We start from the raw sequence: 24969 nt of genomic DNA on the forward strand, positions 1-24969 counted from the left end.
TTGTTTTCAACGAAGTTACCCGACGTCGCGAATTTTCGCGGGTCACAGAAATTTGACACAGATCAGAGTTTGCGCCGGGAAAGGCGGGCAAGAACGCCTCATCAACAAATTCAAAGGCTGTAAAATGACCAAAAAACTCGCCGCTTTGACACTTTCCACTGCGCTTGTGGCGCTTGCTTCTCCTGTTCTTGCTCAGAACCAGGGTGACTGGACCGTTGGTATCGGTGCGGGGTATCTGGAGCCCAAATCCGATAACGGTACGCTGGCCGGGCTGGACGCCGAAGTCGATTCCGACGTCAGCGCAATCTTCACCGTTGAGTACTTTGTCCGCGACAATCTGGGCATCGAGCTGTTGGCTGCAACCCCATTCAGCCACGAAGTCACGCTGGGGGGCAGCGTCGACGCAGGCAGCCTCAAGCATCTGCCGCCCACCCTGTCGTTGAACTACCACTTCGACACAGGCACTGCCTGGAAACCTTACGTCGGCGCTGGCATCAACTACACGATCTTCTTTGATGAAAGCTCTGCCTTGGGCGATCTTGAGCTGGACAATTCGGTCGGCATCGCGTTGCAAGCCGGTCTGGACTACGCCGTCACCGAACAAGGTGCCGTACGTCTGAACGTGCGCTGGTTCGACATCGACTCGGACGTCACGCTTGATGGTGCCGATATCGGCGAAGCCGAGATCGACCCCTGGCTGATTGGCGTTTCCTACGTCCATCGTTTCTGATCCGACACTACGGCGCCCCGCATCCTGTTGCGGGGCGTTTTCTTTCACTGCATTTCGCTCATCATTTCGCGGCCGATCAGCATCCGGCGGATTTCGCTGGTGCCTGCACCGATCTCCATCAGCTTCGCATCGCGGAAAATCCGGCTGACGGCTGAGTCAGACAGGAATCCGGCCCCGCCCATCGCCTGCACCGCCTGATGCGCCTGCGTCATCGCCGCCTCGGACGCATAGAGGCAACACGCCGCCGCATCCTGCCGCGTCACATCCCCCCGATCACAGGCTTTGGCGACCTCATAAACATAAGCCCGGGCTGAGTTCATCGCCGTATACATATCCGCGATCTTGCCCTGCATCAGCTGGAACGACCCGATGGGCTTGCCGAACTGCTTGCGCTCGGCCAGATAGGGCATGATTTCATCCAGACAGGACGCCATGATGCCCGTCCCGATCCCGGCCAGCACAACGCGCTCATAGTCCAGACCCGACATAAGAACCGCGACGCCCTTGCCCTCTTCGCCCAGGACGTTCTCAAAGGGCACCTCGACGTCTTCAAAGATCAACTCGGCCGTGTTCGATCCGCGCATCCCCAGCTTGTCGAAATGGGGAGAGGTCGAGAACCCGGTCATTTCCTTCTCGATCAGAAAGGCAGTGATTCCCTTCGACCCGGCCTCGGGGTCCGTCTTTGCATAGACGACCAGCGTATCTGCATCCGGCCCGTTGGTGATCCAGTATTTGCTGCCATTCAGCCGGTAGTGATCGTTGCGCTTTTCCGCGCGCAGCTTCATCGATACCACATCCGATCCGGCACCCGCTTCGGACATGGCAAGCGCCCCCACATGCTCGCCAGAAACCAGACGCGGCAGGTATTTCGCCTTTTGCTCATCGGTTCCGTTCAGCTTGATCTGATTGACGCACAGATTCGAATGCGCCCCGTAGGACAACGAAACCGAGGCCGACGCCCGCGCCACCTCTTCAACAGCGACGGTATGCGCCAGATAGGAAATCCCCACCCCACCATATTCCTCGGGCACCGTAATCCCCAGCAGCCCCAGATCACCCATCTCTCGCCATAGCGCATTTGGGAAGGCATTCGTGGCGTCAATCTCGGCGGCCATCGGCTTGACCCGCTCCTGAGCCCAGCGATGTACCGATTCCCGCAGGGCGTTTACATCCTCGCCCAGGTCAAACTGCATGGTGGCCGTGAACATCTGCGATTTCCTCCCCTCGCATTAATGAACGGTTGTTCAAATAACTATCAGCGAATCCTTTCAGCGTCAACGACGGCACACACACAAACACAGCGCCGACCCGTCAGGGCGGCGCTGTGTTTACATAAAGCGTGCGCGGCACGCGCACTCGATTGGATTACGACTGATAGACTGCACCGACCTCGGCCCGGATGATCCGCGCGATCAGGCGGCAATCTTCCAGCGAGAATGTCAGCGGCACCCGCATATCCATGATCCCCGCCAGGACCCGGTCACTGGCGGGCAGAGGCGCGCTGTCCGCATAGCGCCAACTGTCATAGCGCGAGGTAAACCCGGTGGGCTCGGCCCCGCCGAACCACTTCAACTCGACCCCGCGCGCGGCGCAGCGGCGGATCACCTCGGCAATACGCTCGGGCGACCAGTCCAGCAGCAGGAACTGAATGGACGAGCCGACATAGGTCTCACCTTCGGGCCGTTCGACAATCGTCAGGCCCGGTGTGTCGCGCAGTCCGGCCTCGATCTCGGCATAGCGCTCGTTCCAGCGCTCAACCTGCCGGTCCAGATCCTGCAACTGAGGCCGCAGAATCGCCGCCCGCAGATTGTCCATCCGCCCGGAAACGTTGGGAGTGGTATATTTGATCCGCTCGAACACTTCCGGCCCCGGCGCGGCCAGATGACGTTCATAGAGCATATAGGATCCCGACAGCATCGTGGCCTTGGCCGCCAGTTCCTCATCATCGGTGACCAGCAAGCCGCCCTCACCCGAGTTCACATGCTTGTAGGTCTGGCAGGAATAGCACCCGATGGCCCCCTGCCGCCCAGACAATTGCCCGCGCCACGCTGCCCCCATCGTATGGGCGCAGTCCTCGATCACGATCACTCCTGCGGCGTCGCACATCTGCATTAGCCGGTCCATGTCACACAGATGCCCGCGCATATGGCTGAGCATCAGCACTCGCGCCTGATCCAGCTTGGCTTCAAGATCGTCCAGATCAATCACCAACCCTTCGGTCACGCCCACGAACACCGGACGCGCCCCGACTGAGGCGATTGACCCCGGCACCGGCGCCAGCGTGAAAGCATTGGTCAGCACCGGATCGCCCGGCTGCACGCCGACTGCGCGCAGGGAGGTGGCCAGCGCATATCCGCCCGAGGATACCGCCAGACAGTATTTCGCCCCCATCTGCGCCGCGAATTCCTGCTCCAGCAGCGCGGTTTCACCCAGTTCTCCGGGCACCACGTTATATCGGTGCAACCGCCCATGGCGCAGTACAGCGAGCGCGGCCTCGACCGCCTCTTCGGGGATGGATTCCTGCTGGGTGAAGCTGCCAGTGAATATCTCGGTCATGGCTCTGTTCTGGTCCTCACGCCCGCTTGGGTCAAGAGACTAAGCCGCCGCACCGATCAAACCCTCGACCACGCGGGGCAGATCATCGAAATGATGCAGCAACGCCTCGGGCTCCAGCGCGGCCATATCGTCACCAGAAGGGCCGAATGTGACCAGAACCGAAGGCACACCCGCCGCCTTTGCCGTATTCCGGTCGGTATCGGAGTCGCCGATCAGAACACACAGGTCTGGATGGCCACCTGCCCGCCGCGCTGCCTCACGCAACGGTTCGGGGTCGGGTTTGCGCACAGGCAACGTATCCGCCCCCACCAAAGCGGCGAACTGATCGCGCACTCCCATCTGTGACAGCAACTGATGCGCCAGCGCCTCGGGCTTGTTGGTGCAGATGCCCACGCCGTAACCGGCCACCTTCAGCGCCTCAACCGCGTCCAGCGCGCCGGGATAGAAGGTGGTGTGGGTGTCGATGGCCTGCGCATAGGCCTCCAACAACATCGGGTAGTAGTCCGAAATGGTCTGCTCATCCAACGCACCGACCCGCTTCAACCCGTGGGTCAGCATCATCCGACCCCCCCGCAGCGCGACGCCCGCGTCCTGCCCGTGGATCAGCACATCGCCATGACCCATATGACGGAAACAATGGTTCGCGGCCTCTAGCAGATCGCCGGATGTATCCGCCAAAGTTCCATCCAGATCGAAGATTACCGTACGCATAATGCCTCCTGCCTCGGCGGGTTTTCGCCACGTCGTGTTGCAAACGGCAATCTAGTTTGATGCCCGAACCGCTTGCGCCTTTGCCCCCAGCGGATAAAACGGTCGCCAACAAAACACAAAGAGAAAACGAATTCATGAGCACCGCCCTTGTCATCCTTGCCGCCGGAAAAGGCACCCGGATGAATTCGGATATCCCCAAAGTTCTGCATCCCATCGCGCAAACCCCGATGCTAGTCCATGCCATGCGCGCGGGGGCCGTGCTGTCGCCCGAACGCACCGTGATCGTCACCGGCCATGGGTCCGAGGCCGTCGCCAAAGTCGCCACAGCCGAGGATGAGACGGCGCAGATCGCCGAGCAGGAAGAGCAGTTGGGCACCGCCCATGCCGTCGCCCAGGCCCGCCCCGCGCTGGAGGGGTTCGAAGGCGACGTGGTTATCCTTTACGGTGACACGCCGTTTCTGCAGCCCGACACGCTGGAACGCATGATCGAGGCACGCGCACAGAATGATCTGGTCATTCTTGGCTTCGAAGCCGCCGATCCCGCCCGCTATGGTCGTCTGGTGATGCAGGGCGAAATGCTTGAGCGTATCGTGGAATACAAGGATGCCTCGGATGAGGAGCGCGCGATAAGCTTCTGCAACTCGGGACTTTTGGCCTGTGACGCTCAGACGTTGTTCTCACTGATTGACGCGGTAGGCAATGACAACGCGTCCGAAGAATACTACCTGACCGACGTGGTCGAGATCGCCCGCGCACGGGGCCTGAACGTCACCGCCGTCGCCTGTGATGAGGCGCAGACGCTGGGCGTCAACTCGCGCACGGATCTGGCCGCCGCCGATGCGGTCTTCCAAGCTCGTGCCCGCGCTGAGCTGCTGGATCTGGGCGTCACACTAATGGCCCCCGACACCGTCTATCTGGCCGCCGATACGATCATTGGGCGGGACACGGTGATCGAGCCCAACGTGGTCTTCGGCCCCGGCGTCACCGTCGAAAGTGGCGCGACGATCCGAGCGTTTTCGCATCTGGAAGGCTGCCATGTCAGCCGCGGAGCTATCGTCGGCCCCTATGCCCGCCTGCGCCCCGGCGCGGAATTGGCCGAGAACACACACATCGGGAATTTCGTCGAAATCAAGAATGCCGAGGTCGCCGAAGGGGCTAAGGTCAACCACCTCAGCTATATCGGAGACGCCTCGGTTGGCGCCGCAACAAATATCGGCGCGGGTACGATCACCTGTAACTATGACGGGGTGATGAAGCACAAGACGACGATTGGTGAGAATGTCTTCATCGGATCAAACACCATGCTGGTTGCCCCAGTGACCGTGGGTGACGGGGCGATGACGGCGACCGGCACGGTGGTCACGCGCAACGTCGAGCCCGACGCGCTGGCCGTGGCGCGCGCCAAGCAGGACAACAAACCCGGCTATGCGCGCAAACTGTTTGACATGCTCAAGGCGAAAAAGGCTCGCCGCGATAAAGGAGCCTGACCCATGTGTGGTATCGTAGGCGTTTTGGGCGAACACGAAGTTGCCCCCATTCTGGTTGAGGCGCTGAAGCGTCTGGAATATCGCGGCTATGACAGCGCCGGGATTGCGACCGTGAACAACGGCGCGTTGGGACGCAGACGGGCAGTGGGCAAGCTGGTGAACCTCAGCGATTTGCTGGTACATGACCCCCTGCCCGGTAAATCGGGTATCGGCCATACCCGCTGGGCCACCCATGGCGCGCCCTCAGTCACGAATGCGCACCCGCATCAGGCGGGCCCCGTGGCCGTGGTGCATAACGGGATCGTCGAAAACTACCGCGAATTACGGGCTGAGCTGGCCGAACATGGTGTGGGTTTCGCCACCGAGACCGACACTGAAACTGTCGCCCTGATGGCTGAGCATTACCTGAAATCCGGCCTCTCGCCGGTTGAAGCCGCGTTCAAGACCATTGACCGGCTTGACGGCGCTTTTGCGCTGGCCTTTCTGTTCGACGGTCAGGAGGATTTGATCGTCGCGGCGCGCAAGGGCTCGCCTCTGGCCATTGGTCACGGGGATGGCGAGATGTACGTAGGCTCGGACGCCATCGCGCTGGCCCCGCTGACCGACCGTATCACCTATCTTGAAGAGGGTGACCGCGCCGTGCTGACCCGCACCTCGCTGGAGATCCGCAACGAAGCCGGTGAGTTGGTCAATCGTGAGCTCCGCCAGATCAAGATCGACCAATCCCGCGCCGACAAAGGCGGACACAAGCATTTCATGGCCAAAGAAATTGCCGAGCAACCCGTCGTCGTGGCCCAGGCGATCCGGTCCTATCTGCGCACCGGCGGGGACGGGATCACCCTGCCCGGCGATCTGGACTTCACCAAGCTGGACCGTCTGACTATGGTCGCCTGCGGCACCGCTTTCTACGCCTGTCTGACCGCGAAATACTGGTTTGAACAACTGGCGCAAATCCCCGTCGAGGTCGATATCGCCAGCGAGTTCCGTTATCGCGAACCGCCCATTCCCGGTCGCACAGCAGCGCTGTTCGTCAGCCAGTCGGGCGAAACCGCCGACACGCTGGCCGCGTTGCGATATTGCGAGGGCAAGGCCGACAAGATCGTCTCGGTGGTCAATGTTCCCGAAAGCTCGATCGCGCGGGAAAGTGATCTGGCTCTGCCGATCCATGCGGGGGTCGAGATCGGCGTCGCCTCGACCAAAGCCTTCACCTGCCAGCTGAGCGTGTTGCTAATGCTGGCGCTGAAAGCGGCCGCTGATCGCGGCACTCTGGCGCCCGAGGAACTGGCGGATCACGCCGCCGCCTTGCGTGGCCTGCCATCAGTGCTGAACACCGCGCTGGAGCAAAACGATGCCATTCGCGCCGCTGCCCAACGCCTGTCCGAGGCGCGCGACGTTCTGTTTCTGGGTCGCGGCCTCATGTTCCCATTGGCAATGGAAGGCGCGCTGAAACTGAAAGAAATCAGCTATATACACGCCGAAGGTTATGCATCGGGTGAGCTGAAACATGGGCCCATCGCCTTGATCGACAAGCATATGCCTGTGGTGGTGATGGCCCCGCGCGATGCGGTTTTCGACAAGACGGTTTCGAACATGCAAGAGGTCATGGCGCGCAAAGGTAAAGTCATCCTCGTTTCCGACGATGACGGCATCGCCGAGGCCAAGGACGGGGTGCAAAGCACCATTCGAATGCCGCATATTCACCCAAGCCTTGCGCCCATCCTCTATTCGGTTCCGGCGCAACTGCTGGCCTATCACACAGCCGTGGCAAAGGGGACGGATGTGGACCAGCCGCGCAATCTGGCGAAATCCGTCACCGTCGAATGATGCAAGCCGCCACATATCTGGACCAGATCAAGGCGCACGCAGATACCGAACGCGCGCAGCAGGCCGCCGCCTATCACAAGGCGGACCGTCCATATCTGGGCGTGCCCAATCCGGTTCTGAATGATCTGACCAAAAGCTGGCGACAAGAACTGGATGTGTCGGATCGCGTCGCTCTGGCAGATGCGCTTTGGCAGACGAATATTCACGAAGCCCGCATTGCTGCCGCGAAATTGCTTACACAGGCGCGCATCCGACCAGACGACGCGGTTTGGGACTTGCTGCAAAGCTGGTTGCCCGACTTCGACGCATGGGCGATCGCCGATCATGCTTGCATGGCGATGCAAAAACGCCTTTCCGCAGAGCCATCTCGGCTGGATCAGGTCGAGGCATGGACGACCTCCGAGCACATGTGGACGCGCCGCGCGGTTTTAGTGGCCACTTTGCCGTGGACCAAGCAAAACCACCCCAAAGTCGATGATCTGCACCGCCGCGACCGCATTCTGAAATGGGCCGCAGGCTATGTCCCGGATCGGGAGTGGTTTATACAAAAAGCAATCGCATGGTGGTTGCGTGATCTGTCGAAACACGACGCACCCAGGGTCGTTGCCTTTCTGGACGCGCACGGAGAAGCAATGAAGCCCTTTGCTCGTCGCGAAGCGGGGAAATACCTCAGGGGTCAGTTGGAATAGACTTCCAACTCGACCAATTCGTCAAACGGCAGCAACAAGGCCCGCATGGCATCCAGAGACAACTGGCTGCCCCCACCTTCCGGTCCCGGCACGGGAACCAGAGTGATATAGGCTTGTGCCCCGGTGCGTGGAACGACCACCCGTCCGGTAAACTCGGTATCGACCAGAGGTGTGCGCAACCACCGGCCCGGCGTGGTCGGATCGCCTAAACTGGCAATGGTCGTTTTCGCCCCAAGCCACCCAGCGGAAGTCGCGGGCAAAGGCTCGTCGTCGGCTGCTGCCTCTTCAACTTGGGTTTCATCTGCTGAAACTGGTTCAGGCTGGGCAGTTGAATCGCCACGCTTCAACAAACGATCGGACGTCGACCGAACCGTCTCGCATCCTGCCAGGAAAACCCAGAAAACCAAAAGTGCATATTTCATCCCTGAACCCTATCGTCCTGCGCGCATCTGCACCAGCGCAAAGCGCAGTTCGCCCTTGCCGCAGGCCTTGCGCCGCTTTAGTTAAGAAGCATGACAGCTCCACTTATCGACCCGTTCGCTCGTGCCATCACTTACCTCCGCGTTTCCGTCACGGATCGCTGTGATTTCCGCTGCGTATACTGCATGTCCGAGGACATGAAATTCCTACCCAAAAAAGACCTGCTCACGCTCGAGGAATTGGACCGCATGTGTTCAACCTTCGTGAACATGGGGGTTGAAAAATTGCGCATCACCGGGGGTGAGCCGCTCGTACGCCGCAACATCATGACGTTTTTCAACGCCATGACCCGCCATCTGGATAGCGGCGCGCTGAAGGAGCTGACCCTGACCACAAATGGCTCGCAGCTGCATCGCTTCTCAGAAGACCTCTATGCTGCGGGCGTGCGCCGGGTGAATATCTCGTTGGATACGCTGGACGAAGACAAGTTCGCGCAGATCACGCGCTGGGGACGCCTCAAACAGGTGCTGAACGGCATTGATGCCGCGCAAAAGGCCGGGCTGCGGATCAAGATCAACGCTGTGGCCCTGAAGGGCTTCAACGAGGAAGAACTGCCGACCATTACAAAATGGTGCGCCGAGCGCGATATGGACCTGACTTGGATTGAGGTCATGCCGATGGGCGATATCGGCAACGAAGACCGCCTGGATCAGTACTGGTCCCTGAAAGACGTGCGCAAGGAATACGAAAATCACTATACCGTGACTGATCTTGCCGAACGCACCGGTGGACCCGCTCGCTATGTGCGGCTGGAAGAAACGGATCAGAAAATCGGCTTTATCACGCCCATGTCGCATAACTTCTGCGAAAGCTGCAACCGCGTGCGCCTGACCTGTACCGGAGAGCTGTTTATGTGCCTTGGACAAGAAGATATGGCGGACCTACGCGGCGCTTTGCGTGACCATCCGGACACCGAGCAACCACTTGAAGAGGCGATCCGTGCAGCGATCAACCTCAAACCCAAAGGGCACGACTTCGACTACTCCCGCCAGGCGGTGGACGGCAAGATGAGCCGCCACATGAGCCATACCGGCGGCTGACGTGCCTGCCCCTGTTGACCGACCGACACTGCTCTACCACCTGTATTGCAGCCTGACCGCAGTTGCGGCACCGTTTGTCTGGCGGGCAGTTCGCAAAAAGCTGCTTGCTGCTGACGTTCCAACACTTCGTCAGCATGAACGCCTCGGCCATGCCAGCCAGCGACGGTCAAAGGGGCAACTCATTTGGTTCCACGCCGCAAGTGTGGGTGAGACTTTGTCGGTCATCAGCCTCATAAAACGCTTGGGCGAACGACTGCCAAGCGCCGAGTTTCTGATCACTTCGGGCACGCCAACTTCGGCTTCGTTGATTGAAAAGCGGATGCCGCCCCGCACGCGTCACCAATACCCCCCGCTTGACGCCGGCGGCCCAGTGAAGCGTTTTCTTAACCATTGGCGCCCCGATGCGGGCATCTTTGTCGAAAGCGAGATCTGGCCACAACTGATAATCGAGGCTGGAAAACGCGAAACCCCACTGGCCCTGCTGAATGCGCGTCTTTCAGACAAATCAGTAGCAGGTTGGAAAAAGCGGCCTAAAACAGCGCGATTCATTCTGAATCACTTCCGCCTTTTCCTGACCCAGAATGATCGGACTGCGCAAAACCTTATCCAGATGGGCGCGCCGGAAACACGCGTGCAACCCGGAACCAACCTCAAAGCGATGTCCGACCCGCTGCCGGTAGATCAAGCAACCCTGGGCGATATGAAAACCCAGATCGCTGACCGCCCCGTCTGGATTGCCAGCTCCACCCATGCCGGCGAAGAAGAGACCGTTCTGGCCGCCCATGCCGAATTGTTGAAACACTGGCCCGATCTGCTTCTGCTGCTGATTCCCCGCCATCCCGAACGCCGCGGCGACGTTGCTGAGCTAATCGACCAGGCCGGACAAAAAGCCGCCTTTCGGTCCGCTAATGACCAGATCACCCCCGAAACTCAGGTCTATGTGGCCGACACGCTGGGCGAAACCGGCACATGGTACGCGCTCTGCCCCATCGTCTTTCTGGGCGGCTCGCTGCGCGAGATCGGAGGCCACAACCCGTTCGAACCCGCACAGGCGGGCGCTGCCGTGATCACCGGCCCTGGCTATTTCAACTTCGCGGAAACCTTCGCCCCCCTGATCGAAACCGGCGGCGCGATACAGGTCCAGTCCGCACCCGACCTGACCGCAGCCGTCACCGAATGGCTGTCCGATCCGACTGCACTGACCACCGCCCGTAAGGCCGCGCAATCTTGCGTCAACACCCAGAAAAATGCGCTGAGCGCTATCGTTGACACTCTCTGCGATCAACTTGAACTGGGCGCGCAGGATCCCTCTTCATCTGGCTAAAAATATCTCGGGGAGCGCGAGGGGCTGGCCCCTCGCTGCCGCAAACGGTCAAGCCGCTGGCATCCTCTGTTCAACGATTTCTGCCCACCAGCTGCATCCGGCTGGGATCGCCTCGTCATTGAAGTTGTATTCCGGGTGGTGCACCGCAGCAGTGTCGCCGTTGCCCACCAAAATATACGCCCCCGGACGCTCTTCGAGCATGAAGGCGAAGTCTTCTCCGCCCATAATCAAGGGTGCGTCATCGCAGTCGCCAGAAACCGACCGTGCGACCTCGGCAGCAAAATCCGTCTGCTCATCACTGTTTACCATCACCGGATATCCCCGGTAATAGGTCACGTCTACAGCCCCGCCAAAGGTCGCAGCGACCCCGTTACAAATCTCGCCAATCCGTTTTTCCGCCAGATCGCGCATGTCAGCACTCATCGTGCGCACTGTACCGCGCAGTTTGACCGTTTGCGGGATCACGTTGAAGGCGGTCGAAGAAGTTTCAAACGAGGTAACCGACACCACCACCTGATCAACCGGATCTGCATTGCGCGCCGCAATCGTCTGCAGCGCCAAGACCGCCTGCGCGGCCATAACAGTCGTGTCCACGGTCTCATGCGGTTTGGCTGCGTGGCCACCCTTGCCTTCAAAAACGATATCGAACTGATCCGTCGCAGCAAAAAACGCGCCCGGGCGAATGGAGAAGCTGCCCACAGGGCGACCGGGCCAGTTGTGCATCCCATAGACCTCTTGAATGCCCCAACGGTCCATCATCCCGTCTTCGCACATCTCGCGACCGCCGCCGCCGCCTTCTTCAGCGGGCTGGAAGATCACCACGACAGTACCATCGAAATTGCGCGTTTCAGACAGGTATTTGGCCGCGCCCAACAGCATCGCCGTATGTCCATCATGACCACAGGCATGCATTGCGCCCTCGGTCTTCGAGGCATAGTCAAGCCCGGTTGCCTCAAGGATCGGCAAAGCGTCCATGTCAGCGCGCAACCCGATGACCTTGCCCTTGGTATCCGCTTTGCCCCTGATCACACCGACAACACCGGTCCGGCCGATCCCGGTCACAACCTCATTGCACCCGAATTCGGCCAGTTTTTCAGCGACCAATGCACTGGTCCGATGAGTTTCGAACAGGATCTCAGGATGCTGGTGGATATCCCGACGCCATTCGGTGATTTCACTTTGCAATTCGGCGAAGCGGTTTTTGATCGGCATGTGTTTCTCCCGGTTCAGTTATTTTTTGTGCTGGCGGGACGCAAGGCCCCTGACAACAAGACGATCAGCACCGCCAGCGGTAGCAGAGCAGTAAACGCCAGACGCAATGTAAGCATCTCTGCCAAAAACCCAATAAGCGGAGGGCCAATGAGCAGCCCGCCATAGCCCAGCGTTGCCACACTTGCGATGGCTTGCCCGGGCGGCACATCAGGGTCGTTGGCTGCCCGACTGAAAGCCAGTGGCATGATCACCGCATATCCAATCCCCATCAAGGCGAATCCAGACAGCGCTATTGCAGCCTCTGAGGCGGTCACAACTCCTAGCACCCCTAGTGCCGCGCATATCCCGCCAAATCGAGCTGTAGCGGCTGGACCAAAACGTGAAATGACGACCCCTCCGGCCAGACGAAAGGCGACCATCGTCACCGAGAACACGGCGTATCCCAAGGCTGCAACACTTTCGGTAGCGCCTGTCACATCCCGTAGGAATATCGCGCTCCAATCCGCCACTGCTCCTTCGCCCAATGCGCCACACAACGCCGTAAAGCCGACCAGAACCAATGCCCCGGATGGCAGCGCAAAGACCTTACCACTTGAGCTTTCAGTACGACGTGACGTCCAACGCACCATGGACAACGCCAAAGCCAACCCCACAACAACACCCCCCGCCAATAGAAAGTGCTGCATAACCGTCAACTCAAGTTGAACCGCTCCGTAGCCGCTGAGCGCACCAAGGCCTGCGCCCAGACTCCACATCGCGTGAAACGAAGACATCACAGGTTTGTCGTAAGCTTGCTCGACCTCGGCGGCCCAGGCGTTCATGGCGACATCCATCGACCCGTGAAACGCGCCGAAGACAAACAGAAATGCCGCCAGTGACCAGAACCCATTCGCAAAGGCCAACAGGATCAGCGACAGCGTATACAAAACGGCAATCACCCTCGTGATGGCCACCGCACCGAACCTGTCGGTTAGTCGGCCTGTTACGGGAAAGGAACACACCGCCCCCGCAGCCATGAATAACAAGCCAAGCCCCAATGCCTCGTGCGTGAGGTCCAGCCGGTCCCGCACGGCAGGAATACGAGAGGCCCAGATGCCAAACAAAGCACCGTTCAGAATGAACATGGCGGCAACGGCCCGCCAAGCGGTTACGATGCCAATCACGCAATCCCCTTTCCGCAGTTCAACCCCGCCAGTACTACAGGCGTGGGACGGATTGGCAATCGGCGACTATTCCAACCGCTTGCGGATCCTTCGCACAGCCACCCAGACTGCCAGAACAACAGGAACGGTCACTGCAGCTGTCAGCATCCCCTTGCTGATCCCGGCCTTGGTCAATGGGTACAAAAGATAGCTGGCCAGAGACACGGCGTAATAACTGATGGCAACAACCGACAAGCCCTCGACCGTGTGTTGTAACCGAAGGGCGAGATCGGCGCGTCGGTCCATGCTTTCAAGCAACGCTTGGTTCTGCGCGCTTCGTTCGACATCCACACGGGTTCGCAACAACTCTCCTGCACGAATGGCCCGATCGGACAGAGCTTGCAGACGACGTTCCGTGGACTTCACAGTACGCATTGCGGGATCGTAGCGACGCATCATGAAATCGGCAAAGCTCTGGCGGCCTTCGAACCGTTCCTCGCGCAAAACCTCGATCCGTTGGTTTACAATGGCTTCATATGCCCCAGTCGCACCAAACCGAAACGAACATTGCGCCGAAAGAGTTTCAAGCTGGGTCGAGGTGTGCAGCAGATCGGGCAACAACTCATCCGGATGGGCCGAGTTGTCTGTCATTTGCCGCATCAACGTTGTCAGCTTCCCGTCCAGCTCGCCAATGCGGGGCGTCAATTCCTTGACCCGGGCAAATCCCAACATCGACATTGCCTTGTAGGTCTCGATCTCACACATACGCTGAATGATGCGCCCTATCCTGCGTTGACCTGTACCTTTCGAGATAAACAACGCGAATCTCATATGTCCGGCTGGGTCGATGCGAAAATCGCTGGCGCAAATGGCGGTATTGTCCAGCATACGAGATACCGCAAGGCTCTCGGGCTCGAACCAATCCGCCAAAGCAGATTTCACCGCACCATCATCCGCACGGTCAATCACACGGATCATCGCCGAAGTCACGCGCTGACCGGGGCTGGCGGCCAGCCAGTCCTGTGGGAATACTTCAAAATCAGCGGGGTTAAACGGGCGGTCACTGACATTCTGCGTGATCGCAGTATAGGTGACAAATTCCGTGTGCTGCTCCCACTTCAGCCAATGACGGCCGATCTGCCCGGCAAAATGCGTGGCAGCAGGCTGCGGGTGCTGTGCACCGTGGCGGTCCAGCAAATTCACAAGATGCGCCATATCCTCTTGGCGATCCCGCCCAACAGCGACTTCCGATTTCTTGATCGCCAGAAACGCGACCGTGCACGGACTGTTCGCCACAGGAAATGGTCGGGCGTGCAGCTCATTGGCCAATGCGTATCGCAGTGGATGGTCGTCAATCGGTGTCATTTAGGGCTCCGTCTCATCCGACGCACTATACGACACAATTTTCCAACATCAATTATCTTTTTATTTCATATACTTACGTGAATGCAATGGTATACACTGGACCTATCTCATTGATTTGGTTGCCACAGCTCGATGGGATTGCCTTCAGGATCGTGGATCCGGGCAAAAAGCCCCACCTCACTGTTCCATTCCGGGTTGGTCTCAACAGCGATTCCCGCATCCTCCAACTGAGCCGTCATTGCAGCCAGATCATCGACCCTAAAGTTAATCATCCACTGTTGCTCAAGCCTGCCAAAATACTCCGTTTCCTGCGCGAATGGCGCAAAGACAGTATAGCCTTCACGCTGTTTCCACGGCAGAGGGTTAAGCTGGTTTACGCCAAGGTGCTTTTCGTACCATTCGGCCAGAGCTTTGGGGTTATGGGCACGAAAAAACACACCGCCAATTCCGTTTACAGTCTCCATGGGATACCTCCTGCTGTTCAACCTACCGCGAAACGCGGAAAGGCGCCCGTTTGGGCGCCTTTTTGAGTTTTATGTGCCTTGGATCAGTCGATCATGGGCAGGAGCTTGTCCAGCGACTGCTTGGCGTCGCCATAGAACATGCGGGTGTTTTCCTTGAAGAACAGCGGGTTTTCGATGCCCGAATAGCCGGTACCCTGACCGCGCTTGGACACAAACACCTGCTTGGCCTTCCAGCATTCCAGAACCGGCATCCCGGCGATGGGGCTGTTGGGATCTTCCTGCGCCGCAGGGTTCACGATGTCGTTTGACCCGATCACGATGGCCACATCCGTTTCCGGGAAGTCATCGTTGATCTCGTCCATCTCCAGCACGATGTCATAAGGCACCTTGGCCTCGGCCAGCAGCACGTTCATGTGACCCGGCAGACGACCGGCAACGGGGTGGATCGCGAAGCGCACCTCTTTGCCCTTGGCGCGCAGCTTTCGGACCAGTTCAGAGACAGACTGCTGTGCCTGTGCAACCGCCATTCCGTAGCCCGGAATGATGATCACGCTGTCCGCGTCGTTCAGAGCTGCGGCAACGCCATCGGCGTCAATGGCAACCTGCTCGCCCTCGACTTCCATCTGCGGGCCCGAGGTGCCGCCAAAGCCGCCCAGGATCACGCTGACAAAGTGCCGGTTCATCGCCTTACACATGATGTAGGACAGGATCGCACCCGACGAGCCCACCAGCGCACCCACCACGATCAGCAGGTCGTTGCCGAGGCTGAAGCCAATGGCCGCCGCAGCCCAACCCGAGTACGAGTTCAGCATCGACACAACCACCGGCATGTCTGCGCCACCGATACCCATGATCAGGTGATAGCCGATGAACAGCGCCGCCAGTGTCATCAGGATCAGCGGGAACAGACCACCCGACGCAGTGTACCAGATCAGGCAGATCAGCGAGAGACCCGCCGCCGCCGCGTTCAGCGCGTGACCGCCGGGCAGCTTGGTCGCCGCCGAGGTCACCTTACCCGCCAGCTTGCCATAGGCCACGACCGAACCGGTAAAGGTGATCGCACCGATGAAGATGCCCAGGAACAGTTCCACATGCAGGATCGTCAGCTCGGCCGCCGTCTTCTTGGCGATCAGCTTGGCAAAGGCGCCCAGATCCGACAGGTCCGCCTGGTTCGCCGCATCCGCAATCGCCATGACCTGCGCGACGTTGCCGATCTCAAAATGCGCGTTGAAGCCCACAAACACAGCCGCCAGACCCACGAGGCTGTGCATCGCGGCCACAAGCTGCGGCATCTCGGTCATCTGCACGCGCTTGGCGACGTAAGAGCCAATCAGACCGCCACCTGCAATCAACAGCAGCGACAGCAGCCACAGGCCGGAACCGGGGCCCACAAGCGTGGCAAAGACCGCCAGCGCCATACCGACAATACCGTACCAGACGGCGCGCTTGGCGCTTTCCTGGTTCGACAACCCGCCCAGAGACAGGATAAATAGGACAGCCGCAACAACATAAGCGGCAGTGGTGAAGCCAATCATCTACCCGGCCTCCTTAAGATTTCTGGAACATGGCGAGCATGCGCCGGGTGACAAGAAAGCCGCCGAAGATGTTGATCCCAGCCATAAAGACCGACAGCGCCGCCAGCAGGATCACCAGGAACGAGCCCGACCCGATCTGCATAAGCGCCCCAACAATGATGATCGACGAGATCGCGTTGGTGATCGCCATCAGCGGGGTGTGCAAGCTGTGCGCCACGCCCCAGATCACCTGGAAGCCCACAAACACGGCCAGCACGAACACGATGAAGTGCTGCATGAAGCTGGCCGGAGCGACCAGACCCACCAGCAGCATCAGCGCGCCGCCCACACCCAGCAGGGTGAACTGCTGCTTGGTCTGCGCCTTGAACGCAGCGATTTCCTGCGCCTTTTTCTCTTCCGGGGTCAGTTCCTTGACCTCGGGCTTCTTCTGCGCCGCGATGGCCTGCACTTTCGGCGGCGGCGGCGGGAAGGTGATCTCACCCTCAAAGGTCACGGTCGAGCCGCGGATCACGTCATCTTCCATGTCGTGGTTGATCTGACCGTCCTTCTCGGGCGTCAGGTCAGTCATCATGTGACGGATGTTGGTCGCGTACAGAGACGACGATTGCGCCGCCATCCGGCTGGGGAAGTCGGTATAGCCGATGATGGTCACGCCATTGTCGGTCACAATCTTCTCATCCGCGACGGTCAGCTTACAGTTGCCGCCTTTTTCCGCCGCTAGGTCCACGATGACCGAGCCCGGCTTCATCGCCTCGACCATATCCTTGGTCCAAAGCTCAGGCGCCTCGCGGTTCGGGATCAGCGCGGTGGTGATCACGATGTCCATCTCGGGGCAAGTTCACGGAACTTGGCCAACTGCGCGTTGCGGAATTCTTCGGACTGAACCGACGCATACCCGCCAGTGGCCGCGCCATCCTGCTGCTGCTCTTCAAAGTCCAGATAGACGAACTCGGCACCCATCGACTCGACCTGTTCGGCCACTTCGGGGCGCACGTCGAACGCATAGGTGATCGCGCCCAGCGACGTGGACGTCCCGATCGCGGCCAGACCGGCCACACCGGCCCCCACGATCAGAACTTTCGCAGGGGGTACTTTACCCGCCGCCGTCACCTGACCGGTGAAGAAACGGCCAAAGTTGTTGCCCGCCTCGATCACGGCACGGTAGCCCGCGATATTGGCCATCGACGACAGCGCGTCCATCTTCTGCGCGCGGGAAATACGCGGCACCATCTCCATCGCGATCACGTTCGCGCCTTTGGAATTGGCCAGCTCCATCCCGTCTTCATTGCCCGCAGGGTTGAAGAACGAGATCAGCGTCTTGCCCTTGGTCAGACGCTTCAACTCGGTCTCGGTGGGCTGACGCACCTTGGCGACAATATCGCAGTCTTTCCACAGCGCAGCAGCGGTCTTGATAACCTCAACCCCTGCAGCTTCATAGGCAGCATCCGAAAAACCTGCCGCAAGACCAGCCCCCTTCTCAATGGCGCAGTCATAGCCAAGTTTCTGCAACTGCAAAGCGGACTCGGGCGTCATCGCGACCCGGTTCTCACCGTCCAGTATTTCCTTTGGTGTGCCTAGCTTCACTGGCAGTCCCCCTAAGTTTCACTCGGTCCGAGCGGTTCGTCGGATATGTTTGATAAGCACGCTGTGTAGCTGACGCAACATTATTTCGCAAGCGCAGCATCCGTGACGCGGTGTCACTGCCTTGGCCACTCTAAATCCACCTGCGGGTTTTACGTTCGTAACGGGCGAAATCAGTGCGGAAACTCCGCCGCATTCGATCTTCTTCCGGCAGGATAAAGCGCCGCTCTAGCAACCAGACGAAGATCGGAATCAGGGCCAGCGACAGCACTGCATCGAAGCGCAGAACCAGACCGGCCAGAATCAACACGTCGCCCAGATAGATCGGATTTCGGCTGCGTGAATAGATGCCCGACTGCACCAAAGACGAGGGCGTTTCGTGCGGAATGACTGTTGTCTTGAAACGACGAAACTCGGCCACGGCCAGAACCGCCAGCAAGATGCCGCCACCGATTAAAATGCCGCTCAGCAAATCGGTCAGGCCGCTGTCCAGAGACAACCCCATCGGGAAATGGCGCGCCTGAAGCCAGGCGACACATGCAAACCCGACTAGCCAGACAGGTGGTATATCGACCCAGCGCATTGGCAGCCTCCGCAGCGGACGACATGCAAAGGCACGTCGCTTCTGCGAGTCCTCGTACCGTTTTAAGGCCGGATTCGCAAAAGCGCGGGATGTCGCATCAATGGACAGAGAATTCAGGATCGGTTACGCCATTGAAAAAGACGCATTCTTAACACAAGGCCACTCCCTGCGATGACCGATTTTGCCGCGACCAAAGCCCTTTTCGAGCTACCCGACGGAGTGATCTATCTGGACGGGAATTCTCTGGGCCCCCTGCCCCAAGCCGCCGGGAAAACCGTGGCCCGCATGATAGAGGATGAGTGGGGTCAGATGCTGATCACTGGCTGGAACAAGGCCGGCTGGATGGGGTTGCCCACAGGTCTGGGCGATCGCATCGGGCGGCTGATCGGAGCGGAACCGGGCAGTGTCGTGACTGGCGACACGCTGTCGATCAAGGTGTATCAGGCCGTCGCCTCGGCGCTGGAGCTGTGCCCGGATCGCAGGGTAGTGTTGTCAGACAGCGGCAACTTTCCCTCGGATCTATATATGGTCGACGGCCTTTTGCGCTCGCTTGGGTCGGATTATGAGTTGCGCGTTGTCTCCCCCGAAGATATCGCCGCACACATCACCGAGGACGTAGCGGTTTTGATGCTGACCGAGGTCGATTACCGCACCGGCCGGATGCACGACATGAAGTCACTGACCGAACTGGCCCATGCAAAGGGTACCGTGACGGTCTGGGATCTGGCCCATTCCGCCGGCGCAATTCCGGTGAACCTGTCCGGTTGCAACGCGGATTTCGCGGTGGGCTGCACTTATAAATATCTCAATGGCGGCCCCGGCGCGCCCGCGTTCATATATGTCGCGCCCCGTTTGACGGATCGCGTGCGCCCGGCCCTGTCAGGCTGGCTGGGGCACGAAGCCCCGTTCGCATTTGATCTGGACTACCGCCCCGGTAACGGGATCGAGCGGATGCGCGTCGGCACTCCTCCGATCATCCAAATGACGGCGCTGTCAGCGGCGATGGATATCTGGGACATGGCCGATATGGCGGATGTGCGCGCGAAATCTATTGAATTGACCGAGCTGTTCATCACTCGGGTCGAGGCCACGTGCCCCGACCTGACCTTGGCAAGCCCGCGTGATCCGGCCCAACGTGGCAGTCAGGTTTCCTTCCGGTTTGCCGAAGGCTATGCCGCCATGCAGGCCTTGATCGCACGCGGTGTGATCGGAGATTTCCGGGCCCCTGACATCATGAGGTTCGGATTCACCCCGCTCTATATAGACGCGCAGGACGTTGAGAACGCTGTCACAATTCTGGCCGACATAATGACGAACCGACTATGGGATACGCCAGAGTACAAAACGCGCCAGCGGGTTACGTAACCTCGATTCCCGTTCCTATAACCGTGGCAAGATTAGAGTTTGAGCGGATGAATTCCTGATAATCGCTGGCCGAGGTTTTTATCCCGCGCAGCGCTGAGGCGATCATCTTGGCCGTTTCCCGTGGCCCATCGAACAAACGTACCCGCCCCTTTTCTGCCTCACGCCGCAGCCAGTCAGCATAAAGCGCCATCAACTGCGCCTCACCCTGTGTCACGATATCGGCGGCAGTGGACACGCTGGCATCCAGCAGCTCTAGCCCGTGCGGCGAGGACATGATCTCGGCCATGCCATCCGTTTGCACATGGATCGCATTTCCGATGATTTGTGAAACTGATCCCTCCATATTCAGCGCTTCGGCAACGGCGGCCGTTTTACGCTCGTAGTGCAAATGTGTCAGTTGGCGCAGGATGGCCTCTTTGTTTTGAAAATGCAGGTACAGGGCAGGTCGGGACATACCCGCGCCTTTGGCGATGTCATCCATTGACGTTTTTTTGAACCCATAAGCCGAGAAGGCTTGAAGCGCCGAATCCAATATAGTCAGGCACTTATCATCCAAAACATAATTTTCCAGTGTAGCTTTTGACATTTTTTACCCATTTTGTCAGTTGACCATCTGACATATTCAACTAACTATGTCAGAAAGTAACGACAGCTACAAGGCAAGAGGAAGCGCAATGGCGACCAATCTGAAGATCAACGGAACGTCACATCAGGTCGACCTGCCTGAAGACGTGCCTCTTTTGTGGGTCCTGCGAGATGAGCTTGGACTAACCGGCACAAAGTTCGGATGCGGCGTTGCAGCGTGCGGCGCTTGTACCGTTCACATTGACGGCGAGGCTGTTCGGTCCTGCCAAGTTGCGTTGTCAGATGTGTGGGGCGACATCACCACGATCGAAGGGCTTGGCACACCAACCGCTATGGCCAAGATCCAGCAGGCATGGGTCGATCATCAGGTTGCGCAATGCGGCTATTGTCAGTCAGGTCAAATCATGCAGGCCGCGGCGCTGCTGGCCGAAAATCCAACGCCCACGGACGCCGATATTGATGACGCAATGCAAGGAAACCTGTGCCGTTGCGGCACTTACCCGCGCATCCGGGCTGCAATCCATGACGCGGCCTCCAAACTGAAGGAGGCATAAACCATGGCATCTGTTGGAAAAATCCTCCGTCGTACATTCCTTATCGGCTCGGCCGCCGTTGTCGGCGGTGTCGCCTTTGGCGCTTATTACGTCACGCGTCCGGCCGCGAACCCGCTGCGACCCGGCAAAGGAGAGACCGCCCTTAGCCCCTTTGTCCTGATCGACCAGCAGGGAGTAACCCTGTTTGCTCCGCGTGCTGAGATGGGACAGGGCGTTATGACCACGTGGGCCGCACTCATTGCCGAAGAGCTTGATGTTGAGATCGACGACATCCGCGTTTTGCACGGTCCTGCAGCTGCTGCCTATTACAACTCGGCATTGATGGCCGAGGGGCTGCCAAATAAGGGTTATGACGCCACCGAGTTCCAGCACAACCTGGGCGAGGCCCTTGGCGTGCTTGGCAAACCGCTGAGCCTTCAAGTCACGGGTGGCTCGACCTCTATGAAAGACGGGTTCGAGCGGATGCGTGAAGCCGGTGCCACCGCGCGTGAGACGCTCAAGCAGGTCGCCGCTGATCGGCTGGGCGTGGACCGGGCACAATTGAAAACCGAACGCGGCGCAGTGATCGCGCCGGATGGCACGCGCATTTCTTATCCCGAGCTCGCCGAAGCCGCCGGTCAGATCGAACCGCCCAACGTTGCATTGCGCGACCCATCGACCTGGCGCCTATTGGGTCAGAACCTTCCCCGCGTCGACGTGGTAGGAAAATCCACCGGCACAGCTGAGTTCGGCATCGACGTGCGACCCGAGGGTTTGAAGTTCGCTTCCGTTCGAATGAACCCGAGGCTGGGCGGCGCAATGAAGGGATATGACTCCAGTTTAGCCGAATCCATGCCCGGCGTCGAAAAGATCGTCAATCTGGGCAACGGTGTCGCGGTGGTCGCAAGCAACACCTGGCTTGCCATACAGGCGGTCGAAGCCATCGACATCGACTGGGGTGACGCCCCCTACCCCCCCGAAACCGACGGCTTGTTTGCCAAGATTGCCGAAGCGTTTGACGACGCGCCAAACTCGACCATGCGCGATGATGGCGACGTGGACGTTTTGCCCGACGGCGCGACAGAAATCTCGGCAGAATACAAAGTGCCGTACCTGGCCCACGCCACAATGGAGCCGATGAACGCCACGGCCCTGTTCACTGGCACCAAGCTGGACCTGTGGTGTGGCAACCAGGCACCGACATTAATCCAGATCCGCGCCGCGAATACGGCCAATCTGGATACCGAGGCGGTCGATATTCATACCACCTATCTAGGGGGCGGTTTCGGTCGCCGTGGTGAACTGGACTTTGCAGAAATCGCCACCAAAGTTGCGATGGCGGTACCCAGTGTTCCGGTTCAGACGACCTGGAGCCGGGAAGAGGATATGCGTCACGATTACTACCGCCCCGGTGCAATCGCCCGGATGCGCGGAGCGGTCAAGGATGGCACTGCCGTTCTGATCGACGGTAAGGTGGCGTCGCAATCCAGCACGCAGCAAGCAGTTGAACGCTATACTGGCCTGCCGGGCGGCGGCCCCGACAAGGTTCTTGTCGAGGGGTTGTTCAACCAGCCCTACGCAGTACCGAACTACCGCATCAGCGGCCACATCGCCGATCTGGCCGTGCCAGTAGGCTTTTGGCGCTCGGTCGGCAACAGCCATAACGGGTTCTTCCACGAAACTTTCATGGACGAAATGGCCCATGCCGCAGGTCGTGACCCGCTGGAGTTCCGGCTGGAGCTGGCCAATGCCGAATTCGCCCCAGCTGCAGGTGTTCTGCAAGCCGTGAAAGAGATGTCCGGCTGGACCGGAGAAACCCCAGACGGTGTCGGACGGGGCGTCGCCATGACCTACAGCTTTGGCACACCGGTTGCTCAGGTCATCGAAGTGGTCGACGAGGACGGCACAATTCGCATCGCTAAAGCGTGGATCGCCTGCGACGTGGGCATCGCTTTGGATCCGGGCACGGTCGAGGCGCAGATGTTTGGTGGCATGATGTACGGCTTGTCGGCCGCCGTTATGGGTGAAATCACGTTTGCGGACGGAGAAGTAGAGCAATTCAACTTCCCCGACTATGACGCGCTGCGCATGCACAACGCTCCGGTGACCGAGGTGCGCATCCTCGAAACCAACCCGCGCCTGGGAGGCGTGGGTGAGCCTGGCACACCTCCGTCAATGCCTGCACTTGGAAACGCGTTGTTCGACCTCACGGGCGAGCGCGCACGCACCCTGCCACTGATCAATCAGTTCGATTTGCTGGTTTGATCGCGATGCGCCGGTCTGGTTCTTCTCTCCCGGACCGGCGCACGCCTTCTATGCCGATTGCTGCAGGGTCGCGGCCTTAGAGCCAGCAGACCATGCATGAACAGCTTCTCCGAATGCTTTGAACAGCGGGCGCGAGACCGGGTCGTTCTCGGCATCCCATTCCGGGTGCCATTGCACCGAAAGCGTAAAACCCGGGGCGTCCTTTATATAGATCGCTTCTGGCGTTCCATCCGGCGCGTGGCCATCCACCACAACCCGATGCCCGACCGTCTTGATCCCCTGCCCGTGCAGAGTATTCGTCATGACTTCGGTCGCATCCATCAAACGGTGAAATACGCCGCCTTCGGACAGTGTCACGATATGGCGCAGCGCAAACTTTTCTTCCAACGTCCCATCCGGTGGCATGCGATGGTTCATCCGCCCCGGAAGATCGCGAATTTCGGGATAAAGTGTTCCCCCCATCGCCACGTTGACCTCTTGAAACCCGCGGCAAATGCCAAAGAACGGCTGGCCCCTTTCGACACAGGCCCGCACCAACGGCAGTGCGATCGCATCCCGCGCCCGATCAAAATCGCCATGCGCATCGGTTGCGCACTCACCATATTCCTCGGGGTGCACATTCGGGCGCGCGCCGGTCAGCAAAAAGCCGTCACAAACGTCCAGCAATTCTTCCACTGAAACATAGCGGGGATCAGCCGGAATTAGCATCGGCAAACAGCCTGACACGTTCGCAACCGCGTCCGAATTCATGGTCCCACCGGCATGGGTCGGGTATTGATCATCCAACAAGTATGAGTTGCCGATAATACCCACAATAGGTCGAGGCATTCTTCTTTCCCGGTTGTTTTTGCGTTTCGGGAAAGCTAGCCGCCGTCACAGCAGCGCGCAATAGCACAGCCCCTGTGTGGCAGCGCAGGCACTTGTTCACTTATGCACAAGGGGAACAAGCAACAGTCAAATGACCATTTGTGAGGCATTCCACGAACACCGAAAGTCAAAGGGCCCAAGGGCCCTTCGACAGGTTCATCAAATCTCGCCGATCAAGCTGGCAGCTTCGATCCCCGCCATCGCCGCGATCGCGTCATTGTCCGAGGTGTCGCCGGTCACGCCAACAGCCCCGATCACAGCCCCTTTCTTGTCGCGCAACAATACGCCGCCCGGCACAGGCACAACCTGCCCGCCATATACACCGTTCACAGCGGCCATGAAGTAAGCCTGCGCTTCGGCCCGCGCCATCTGCGCGGTGCCTGCCATGCCCAGCATGACCGACCCATAGGCTTTGCCCTGCGCAATCGCAAAGCGACCAGGCGCGGCACCGTCTTCGCGCTCAAAGGCGATCACATGACCACCGGCGTCCAGAACAACAACTGACAGAGGTTTCAGCTCCAGCTCGCGGCCTTTTTCCAAGGCCTTGCGCACAATCGTGCGCGCCTTACGCAATGTAACAGCCATGCCTGATCCCTTTCATCTGGCTAAAATATCCTCGGGGGAGCGGGAA

The 24969-nt window shown here is 59.3% G+C and carries 22 protein-coding genes and 1 pseudogene; 9 read left to right on the forward strand and 14 right to left on the reverse strand.

What is annotated here, in order from left to right; translation table 11 throughout:
* The first annotated feature begins 124 nt into the window (after positions 1-124).
* Positions 125-730, forward strand: a complete 606-nt coding sequence (locus tag ACR3EG_RS13840; RefSeq protein WP_480496540.1) for an OmpW/AlkL family protein — start codon at positions 125-127, stop codon at positions 728-730.
* Between the two features lie 44 nt (positions 731-774).
* Here ACR3EG_RS13840 and ACR3EG_RS13845 read toward each other — a convergent pair whose 3' ends face one another.
* The 3 genes from ACR3EG_RS13845 to ACR3EG_RS13855 all read right to left on the reverse strand — a co-directional run bounded on the left by ACR3EG_RS13845 (position 775) and on the right by ACR3EG_RS13855 (position 3997).
* Positions 775-1938, reverse strand: a complete 1164-nt coding sequence (locus ACR3EG_RS13845) for an isovaleryl-CoA dehydrogenase (protein WP_480496542.1) — start codon at positions 1936-1938, stop codon at positions 775-777.
* A 157-nt stretch (positions 1939-2095) separates the two neighbouring features.
* Positions 2096-3286, reverse strand: a complete 1191-nt coding sequence (locus ACR3EG_RS13850) for a DegT/DnrJ/EryC1/StrS family aminotransferase (RefSeq protein WP_480496544.1) — start codon at positions 3284-3286, stop codon at positions 2096-2098.
* Positions 3287-3325: 39 nt separating this feature from the next.
* Positions 3326-3997, reverse strand: coding sequence for an HAD-IA family hydrolase (locus ACR3EG_RS13855; RefSeq protein ID WP_480496546.1), 672 nt, complete (start codon positions 3995-3997; stop codon positions 3326-3328).
* A gap of 134 nt (positions 3998-4131) precedes the next feature.
* On the opposite strand from ACR3EG_RS13855, the gene glmU reads away from it, so the two are divergent.
* The 3 genes from glmU to ACR3EG_RS13870 are packed head-to-tail and all read left to right on the forward strand — an operon-like array spanning position 4132 to position 7997.
* A complete protein-coding gene (gene glmU / locus ACR3EG_RS13860; protein WP_480496548.1) occupies positions 4132-5484 on the forward strand; it encodes a bifunctional UDP-N-acetylglucosamine diphosphorylase/glucosamine-1-phosphate N-acetyltransferase GlmU in 1353 nt (450 codons plus the stop codon).
* Positions 5485-5487: 3 nt separating this feature from the next.
* Entirely contained in the window at positions 5488-7308 is a 1821-nt protein-coding gene (glmS, locus tag ACR3EG_RS13865; RefSeq protein WP_480496550.1) for a glutamine--fructose-6-phosphate transaminase (isomerizing), read from the forward strand.
* A complete protein-coding gene (locus ACR3EG_RS13870) occupies positions 7308-7997 on the forward strand; it encodes a DNA alkylation repair protein (protein WP_480496552.1) in 690 nt (229 codons plus the stop codon). Before glmS ends, ACR3EG_RS13870 begins: the two co-directional genes overlap by 1 nt.
* Here the strand turns inward: ACR3EG_RS13870 and ACR3EG_RS13875 are convergent.
* Positions 7985-8419, reverse strand: a complete 435-nt coding sequence (locus ACR3EG_RS13875; RefSeq protein ID WP_480496554.1) for a hypothetical protein — start codon at positions 8417-8419, stop codon at positions 7985-7987. The two genes, ACR3EG_RS13870 and ACR3EG_RS13875, sit on opposite strands and share 13 nt — an antisense overlap.
* 90 nt (positions 8420-8509) lie before the next feature.
* Here ACR3EG_RS13875 and moaA point away from each other — a divergent pair, with 90 nt between their 5' ends.
* Both moaA and ACR3EG_RS13885 read left to right on the forward strand, forming a co-directional pair.
* Positions 8510-9517, forward strand: coding sequence for a GTP 3',8-cyclase MoaA (moaA, locus tag ACR3EG_RS13880; protein ID WP_170352597.1), 1008 nt, complete (start codon positions 8510-8512; stop codon positions 9515-9517).
* A gap of 1 nt (position 9518) precedes the next feature.
* Positions 9519-10841: a 3-deoxy-D-manno-octulosonic acid transferase gene (locus ACR3EG_RS13885; RefSeq protein ID WP_480496556.1), complete on the forward strand. Its 1323-nt coding sequence runs from the start codon at positions 9519-9521 to the stop codon at positions 10839-10841.
* A gap of 48 nt (positions 10842-10889) precedes the next feature.
* On the opposite strand, the gene ACR3EG_RS13890 is transcribed toward ACR3EG_RS13885, so the two are convergent.
* The 7 genes and pseudogenes from ACR3EG_RS13890 to ACR3EG_RS13920 form a co-directional block, all read right to left on the reverse strand.
* Positions 10890-12053, reverse strand: coding sequence for a M20 aminoacylase family protein (locus ACR3EG_RS13890; protein ID WP_480496558.1), 1164 nt, complete (start codon positions 12051-12053; stop codon positions 10890-10892).
* Between the two features lie 14 nt (positions 12054-12067).
* The gene (locus tag ACR3EG_RS13895; protein ID WP_480496560.1) at positions 12068-13216 is read right to left on the reverse strand and encodes an MFS transporter; all 1149 of its coding nucleotides are present in this window, start codon (positions 13214-13216) and stop codon (positions 12068-12070) included.
* A gap of 66 nt (positions 13217-13282) precedes the next feature.
* The gene (locus ACR3EG_RS13900; RefSeq protein ID WP_480496562.1) at positions 13283-14560 is read right to left on the reverse strand and encodes a DUF3422 family protein; all 1278 of its coding nucleotides are present in this window, start codon (positions 14558-14560) and stop codon (positions 13283-13285) included.
* Between the two features lie 107 nt (positions 14561-14667).
* A complete protein-coding gene (locus ACR3EG_RS13905; protein WP_480496564.1) occupies positions 14668-15024 on the reverse strand; it encodes a VOC family protein in 357 nt (118 codons plus the stop codon).
* An 83-nt stretch (positions 15025-15107) separates the two neighbouring features.
* The gene (locus tag ACR3EG_RS13910; RefSeq protein ID WP_170352592.1) at positions 15108-16559 is read right to left on the reverse strand and encodes an NAD(P)(+) transhydrogenase (Re/Si-specific) subunit beta; all 1452 of its coding nucleotides are present in this window, start codon (positions 16557-16559) and stop codon (positions 15108-15110) included.
* Positions 16560-16572: 13 nt separating this feature from the next.
* Positions 16573-18143, reverse strand: a pseudogene (locus tag ACR3EG_RS13915) (Re/Si-specific NAD(P)(+) transhydrogenase subunit alpha).
* 130 nt (positions 18144-18273) lie between these two features.
* A complete protein-coding gene (locus ACR3EG_RS13920; RefSeq protein ID WP_480496954.1) occupies positions 18274-18723 on the reverse strand; it encodes a methyltransferase family protein in 450 nt (149 codons plus the stop codon).
* A 171-nt stretch (positions 18724-18894) separates the two neighbouring features.
* Here ACR3EG_RS13920 and kynU point away from each other — a divergent pair, with 171 nt between their 5' ends.
* A complete protein-coding gene (gene kynU, locus ACR3EG_RS13925; RefSeq protein ID WP_480496953.1) occupies positions 18895-20088 on the forward strand; it encodes a kynureninase in 1194 nt (397 codons plus the stop codon).
* On the opposite strand, the gene ACR3EG_RS13930 is transcribed toward kynU, so the two are convergent.
* Positions 20081-20674 (reverse strand): TetR/AcrR family transcriptional regulator, encoded by a 594-nt coding sequence (locus ACR3EG_RS13930; protein WP_480496952.1) that lies wholly within the window; start codon positions 20672-20674, stop codon positions 20081-20083. The genes kynU and ACR3EG_RS13930 overlap by 8 nt on opposite strands.
* Before the next feature lie 88 nt (positions 20675-20762).
* Here ACR3EG_RS13930 and ACR3EG_RS13935 point away from each other — a divergent pair, with 88 nt between their 5' ends.
* Complete coding sequence (locus ACR3EG_RS13935; protein WP_170352587.1) at positions 20763-21227, forward strand: (2Fe-2S)-binding protein; 465 nt, start codon at positions 20763-20765, stop codon at positions 21225-21227.
* A 3-nt stretch (positions 21228-21230) separates the two neighbouring features.
* Positions 21231-23471 (forward strand): xanthine dehydrogenase family protein molybdopterin-binding subunit, encoded by a 2241-nt coding sequence (locus ACR3EG_RS13940; RefSeq protein WP_480496951.1) that lies wholly within the window; start codon positions 21231-21233, stop codon positions 23469-23471.
* A gap of 48 nt (positions 23472-23519) precedes the next feature.
* Here the strand turns inward: ACR3EG_RS13940 and ACR3EG_RS13945 are convergent, their stop codons facing one another.
* Positions 23520-24299: a gamma-glutamyl-gamma-aminobutyrate hydrolase family protein gene (locus ACR3EG_RS13945; protein WP_170352585.1), complete on the reverse strand. Its 780-nt coding sequence runs from the start codon at positions 24297-24299 to the stop codon at positions 23520-23522.
* A 198-nt stretch (positions 24300-24497) separates the two neighbouring features.
* Entirely contained in the window at positions 24498-24923 is a 426-nt protein-coding gene (locus ACR3EG_RS13950; protein WP_480496950.1) for a GlcG/HbpS family heme-binding protein, read from the reverse strand.
* Positions 24924-24969: the final 46 nt, after the last annotated feature.

Source organism: Ruegeria sp. AM7, from assembly GCF_056535965.1.

What these genes read in the sequence shown, in the direction of transcription:
- ACR3EG_RS13840 (WP_480496540.1), top strand. Translation starts at nt 125, where the DNA reads ATGACCAAAAAACTCGCCGCTTTGACACTTTCCACTGCGCTTGTGGCG.
- ACR3EG_RS13845 (WP_480496542.1), bottom strand. Translation starts at nt 1,938, where the DNA reads ATGTTCACGGCCACCATGCAGTTTGACCTGGGCGAGGATGTAAACGCC.
- ACR3EG_RS13850 (WP_480496544.1), bottom strand. Translation starts at nt 3,286, where the DNA reads ATGACCGAGATATTCACTGGCAGCTTCACCCAGCAGGAATCCATCCCC.
- ACR3EG_RS13855 (WP_480496546.1), bottom strand. Translation starts at nt 3,997, where the DNA reads ATGCGTACGGTAATCTTCGATCTGGATGGAACTTTGGCGGATACATCC.
- glmU (WP_480496548.1), top strand. Translation starts at nt 4,132, where the DNA reads ATGAGCACCGCCCTTGTCATCCTTGCCGCCGGAAAAGGCACCCGGATG.
- glmS (WP_480496550.1), top strand. Translation starts at nt 5,488, where the DNA reads ATGTGTGGTATCGTAGGCGTTTTGGGCGAACACGAAGTTGCCCCCATT.
- ACR3EG_RS13870 (WP_480496552.1), top strand. Translation starts at nt 7,308, where the DNA reads ATGCAAGCCGCCACATATCTGGACCAGATCAAGGCGCACGCAGATACC.
- ACR3EG_RS13875 (WP_480496554.1), bottom strand. Translation starts at nt 8,419, where the DNA reads ATGAAATATGCACTTTTGGTTTTCTGGGTTTTCCTGGCAGGATGCGAG.
- moaA (WP_170352597.1), top strand. Translation starts at nt 8,510, where the DNA reads ATGACAGCTCCACTTATCGACCCGTTCGCTCGTGCCATCACTTACCTC.
- ACR3EG_RS13890 (WP_480496558.1), bottom strand. Translation starts at nt 12,053, where the DNA reads ATGCCGATCAAAAACCGCTTCGCCGAATTGCAAAGTGAAATCACCGAA.
- ACR3EG_RS13900 (WP_480496562.1), bottom strand. Translation starts at nt 14,560, where the DNA reads ATGACACCGATTGACGACCATCCACTGCGATACGCATTGGCCAATGAG.
- ACR3EG_RS13905 (WP_480496564.1), bottom strand. Translation starts at nt 15,024, where the DNA reads ATGGAGACTGTAAACGGAATTGGCGGTGTGTTTTTTCGTGCCCATAAC.
- ACR3EG_RS13910 (WP_170352592.1), bottom strand. Translation starts at nt 16,559, where the DNA reads ATGATTGGCTTCACCACTGCCGCTTATGTTGTTGCGGCTGTCCTATTT.
- ACR3EG_RS13920 (WP_480496954.1), bottom strand. Translation starts at nt 18,723, where the DNA reads ATGCGCTGGGTCGATATACCACCTGTCTGGCTAGTCGGGTTTGCATGT.
- kynU (WP_480496953.1), top strand. Translation starts at nt 18,895, where the DNA reads ATGACCGATTTTGCCGCGACCAAAGCCCTTTTCGAGCTACCCGACGGA.
- ACR3EG_RS13930 (WP_480496952.1), bottom strand. Translation starts at nt 20,674, where the DNA reads ATGTCAAAAGCTACACTGGAAAATTATGTTTTGGATGATAAGTGCCTG.
- ACR3EG_RS13935 (WP_170352587.1), top strand. Translation starts at nt 20,763, where the DNA reads ATGGCGACCAATCTGAAGATCAACGGAACGTCACATCAGGTCGACCTG.
- ACR3EG_RS13940 (WP_480496951.1), top strand. Translation starts at nt 21,231, where the DNA reads ATGGCATCTGTTGGAAAAATCCTCCGTCGTACATTCCTTATCGGCTCG.
- ACR3EG_RS13945 (WP_170352585.1), bottom strand. Translation starts at nt 24,299, where the DNA reads ATGCCTCGACCTATTGTGGGTATTATCGGCAACTCATACTTGTTGGAT.
- ACR3EG_RS13950 (WP_480496950.1), bottom strand. Translation starts at nt 24,923, where the DNA reads ATGGCTGTTACATTGCGTAAGGCGCGCACGATTGTGCGCAAGGCCTTG.